The sequence below is a fragment of the Bacillus haikouensis genome (genome assembly GCF_013179555.1).
GTDB classification, from domain to species: Bacteria; Bacillota; Bacilli; order Bacillales; family Bacillaceae_B; genus Rossellomorea; species Rossellomorea haikouensis_A.
Genome location: NZ_JABMCR010000340.1, coordinates 1 through 3,771 on the forward strand (window position 1 = coordinate 1; position 3,771 = coordinate 3,771).

Sequence of the window (3,771 nt, forward strand, 5' to 3'; positions counted from 1 at the left end):
ATGGAAGGTCATTGAAACTCTTGGGCATGCCCAAAGTCATCTTTCTTTTTACCGGGAAAGTGACGGGGTCATGATAGCGGGAGATCATATCCTCGTCCATATCTCTCCCAATCCAATCATCGAGCCTCCTTTTGAAGGAGGGACAGAGCGAACAAAGCCGCTTCTTCAATACAATGATTCGTTGAAAAAGCTAATGAACATTCCCATATCATACGCCTATACCGGTCATGGGAAAGAAGTCGATGATGTTCATGCCCTGATTCCGAAGAGACTTGCGAAACAGGAGGAAAGAGCCGGATCGGTCCTGGGTATGCTGCAAGGTAAACAGCAAACGGTTTTTGATATTTGCAAACGTTTATTTCCTTCCGTTTATCAAAAGGAGCTCGGACTTACCTTATCGGAAACAATCGGTCAACTGGATTATCTTGAATCTATCGGATCCATCCGGAAAGAAAAACAAAACAATGTTTACTACTATTATGCGTAATCGGGGTGAATTGATTTGAACCAAAGAATCAAAGGGAAGAACATTATCATTACAGGTGCATCCGGCGGGATCGGGGAACAAATGGCATTGAAAGTGGCTGAAAACGGAGGGAATCTTGCCTTGATTGCCCGGCGTCTGCACTTGCTTGAAAAGCTGAAACAAACGGTCGAAACCAAATACAAGACGAAAGTGGAAATTTATCCGCTGGATGTAGCTCAATACGACGAAATACCCGGTGTTTTTAGCACGATCATGGATGATTTCGGAGAAGTGCACGGCTTAATCAATAATGCCGGATTTGGGATATTCAAAGAAGCACACGAAGCCCCTTTCTCAGTTGTGAAAGGGATGTTTGAAGTAAATGTTCTCGGCTTGATGGCATGTACAGGGGAGGTCCTTCCCCATATGCACAGGAACGGCTTTGGGCACATCATCAATATAGCTTCTCAGGCGGGGAAATTCGCTACCCCTAAATCGAGTGCCTATTCAGCATCTAAACATGCGGTTCTCGGGTACACCAATAGTCTGCGGATGGAAGCTGCCCGCTATGGGGTCCAAGTGACTGCCGTCAATCCCGGACCGATTGCCACCGACTTTTTTTCGATTGCCGATGAATCTGGAACATATGTAAATAATGTTAATAAATGGATGTTGAGCCCTCATTTAGTCGCAGGAAAAGTGGTCGATTCCCTGTTTACAAATAGAAGGGAAATTAATCTGCCGGGCTGGATGAATGCGGGAAGTGTCATTTATCAACTATTTCCATCTTTTGTAGAAAAAGTAGGAAATAAACTTTTTTTCAAAAAATAGTGAAACCAAATAGTGCTTTAGTACGTCTAATCTTATGAGGAGGGAGTCTATGAAAAAACAGTCCATCTTATTCATGCTGTGTGTCTTATTTCTCATAACCGGATGTCATTCGGGTAGTGCCGGCAAGCCTCAGCACAATGAAAATTTCATAGGCTTTGCGACTGATATAGATCTTGAGAATAGTAAAGTGCTGATTAACGACGTATGGTTTACCTTTGATAATAAAACAGAATTCCAATCTGATAAAGACAAATCGTTACATAGTGAAGATTTAAAAATCGGTCAGAAGATCAAGGTGAAGTTCGATGGGGTCGCCGGAGAATCGTTTCCAGCCAGTGCTGCTGCAGATCAATTCATTTTGCTGACTGATGAACAAAGTGAAAAACAGGGAGACGCAGTTGAACTTGTCGTAAAGGATCCCCGTTTTTCCCAAGTGGTGATGCAGTCTATGGAAAAAAACCCGACAGGCATGTATTCCCTGCGCTTTAAAGATTTATCCCTTAACAGGGAGGTACATGTGCTAGTCAGTATTGACGATAGACGTGTCATCGTCCCCATATCAACAACTGTCAATGAATGAGAAAGAGCGGTCATTAAAGATCCGCTCTTTTTGGTATGATTAGATATGTTTTAGCACAGCATCTGCTACGAGTTCGGGATTTTCCATATGAATATTATGTCCGTGAGTTGTTTTTATTTCGGTCACATGGTCTGTAAGTTCTTTCAGCCTGTCCTGATACCCTGTCCATTCCCCTGACTCATTCCCTGATTGAATGACTGTCAGCGGAAGCGACCGGTCAAGGGGGCGGCTGTACAATATCTGCTGAGCGGTTACATTGCTGTCCTTTAATTCTTTGTATACCGCTTCATAAGCTTTTGGGCTGTAGCCGACGCAGGAATGGTACTTCTCCAGCTCAGGGAAAATGTATTTTCCGCCTACCTTCATCTTCAGCAGACGGGGCAGCCCAATGTAGGCAGTGTAATGGCCGACTTTCATCATCACGAGATTTTTCTGCCATTCCTTCTTTCTCTTTGAATCGAATCCGCCTGTCAGATATCTACCCTCACCAACAGCATCCACGAAGACGATCCCCTTCACCCTTTCTCTGTTTTCACTTGCAAATAAGCGGACGTTCAGTCCTCCGTAAGAATGGCCCGCAAGCACTATCGGGGAATTCACGCCTAACGCGGATACAATGGCTTCCATGTCTTTCACGGTGTTAATTCCGTCCCCATATTTCCTTTTGCAGCTCCAGCCGTACCCTTTGCGGTCGAAAGAAATAGTATGGGTATGTCTGCTCAAGATTTCCTGTACCCTATGCCAATGCAGGGATTGACCTGATAACCCTGCATCCATTAGAACGGTAACCGGCCCCTGTCCTTTCTCGATTACATGAAATATCCCTCTTTCAGTAAGTATTAATTTACCCGGGGGCGGCTGCTTTTCTTTCCTGCTTAATAGAGTATTGATGATGCTTGCCGGAAATAAGAGGGAGGTGATGGCAGCCCGAATCCAATAATCCAATTGAGTCATCTCCTTTTCACTCTTACATAATTCTCCTAAAAAATGAAAAAACCCTTCAACAGAAAGGATTATCCTACAAGGTATTCATAGAAATTCCCTCAATCACTTCATGTATTTTTGTTTCCGATCTTCCTTCATCCGTTTCAGGATTTCTTTATATAAAGTACAATCATCTTCCTTCATCGGCACTCCATTCTTTTATTGTAAATAGGTTTTTTCGATCTTTTTAAAAATAACTGTTTCTGCATTCTTCCACCTCTAGAGCGATTATTCAGCATAAATTACGGGTATGCATCAATGCATATGGAAGAAATGGCGGGGTGTTTTTTTAAAATCATGCCTATTTTTTACCTTCAGTGGAAAACTAGTGTCAGATATGTAAAAGGAAGTGAAGATATGACAGGAATTTTGTTAGCCCTGATCCCCGCAGTTGCATGGGGAAGCCTTGTGTTTGTAAGCGTGAAGCTTGGCGGGACTGCCTATAGTCAGACGGTTGGAATCACAATCGGGTCCCTGTTGTTCGCAGCAGGTGTTTTCTTTTTTAAATCGCCGGAATTATCGATGCTCGTGTGGGGAGTCGGTTTTATTTCAGGAGTGTTTTGGGCTGTGGGACAAGTCAATCAACTTGCCAGCGTCAAGTTTATAGGGGTTGCGAAAACCGTGCCCATTTCTACAGGTATGCAATTGATCGGTACCACCTTATTCGGTGTCCTTGTGTTTAAAGAGTGGACCACCGTGGAAACAATCATGCTCGGAAGCGGTGCGGTCATCGCCCTGATCATTGGAGTGGTCTTGACCTCCTACACCCAAAAATCAGAGGACAAAGATAATCAACAGTTAAAGAAAGGGCTTCTTACATTGTTTATTTCAAGTCTCGGATACATAGCTTATGTCGTCATTGTCCGCTGGTTCAAAATCGACGGATGGGAAGCCATATTACCACAGGCTA

General features: G+C 43.6%; 5 protein-coding genes. 4 read left to right on the top strand and 1 reads right to left on the bottom strand.

The window, feature by feature from the left end:
• From HP456_RS21030 to HP456_RS21040, 3 genes are all read left to right on the top strand, one after another.
• The coding region (locus tag HP456_RS21030) for an MBL fold metallo-hydrolase (RefSeq protein WP_172254761.1) at window positions 1-487 on the top strand (487 nt) is incomplete at its 5' end.
• A 15-nt stretch (window positions 488-502) separates the two neighbouring features.
• The gene (locus HP456_RS21035) at window positions 503-1,297 is read left to right on the top strand and encodes an SDR family NAD(P)-dependent oxidoreductase (RefSeq protein ID WP_172254763.1); all 795 of its coding nucleotides are present in this window, start codon (window positions 503-505) and stop codon (window positions 1,295-1,297) included.
• 49 nt (window positions 1,298-1,346) lie between these two features.
• The gene (locus HP456_RS21040; RefSeq protein ID WP_172254765.1) at window positions 1,347-1,877 is read left to right on the top strand and encodes a DUF3221 domain-containing protein; all 531 of its coding nucleotides are present in this window, start codon (window positions 1,347-1,349) and stop codon (window positions 1,875-1,877) included.
• 39 nt (window positions 1,878-1,916) lie between these two features.
• On the opposite strand, the gene HP456_RS21045 is transcribed toward HP456_RS21040, so the two are convergent.
• The gene (locus HP456_RS21045; RefSeq protein ID WP_172254767.1) at window positions 1,917-2,822 is read right to left on the bottom strand and encodes an alpha/beta fold hydrolase; all 906 of its coding nucleotides are present in this window, start codon (window positions 2,820-2,822) and stop codon (window positions 1,917-1,919) included.
• A gap of 396 nt (window positions 2,823-3,218) precedes the next feature.
• On the opposite strand from HP456_RS21045, the gene HP456_RS21050 reads away from it, so the two are divergent.
• Window positions 3,219-3,771 (top strand): GRP family sugar transporter (locus HP456_RS21050; RefSeq protein ID WP_216663375.1); only part of this gene is annotated, 553 nt, incomplete at its 3' end.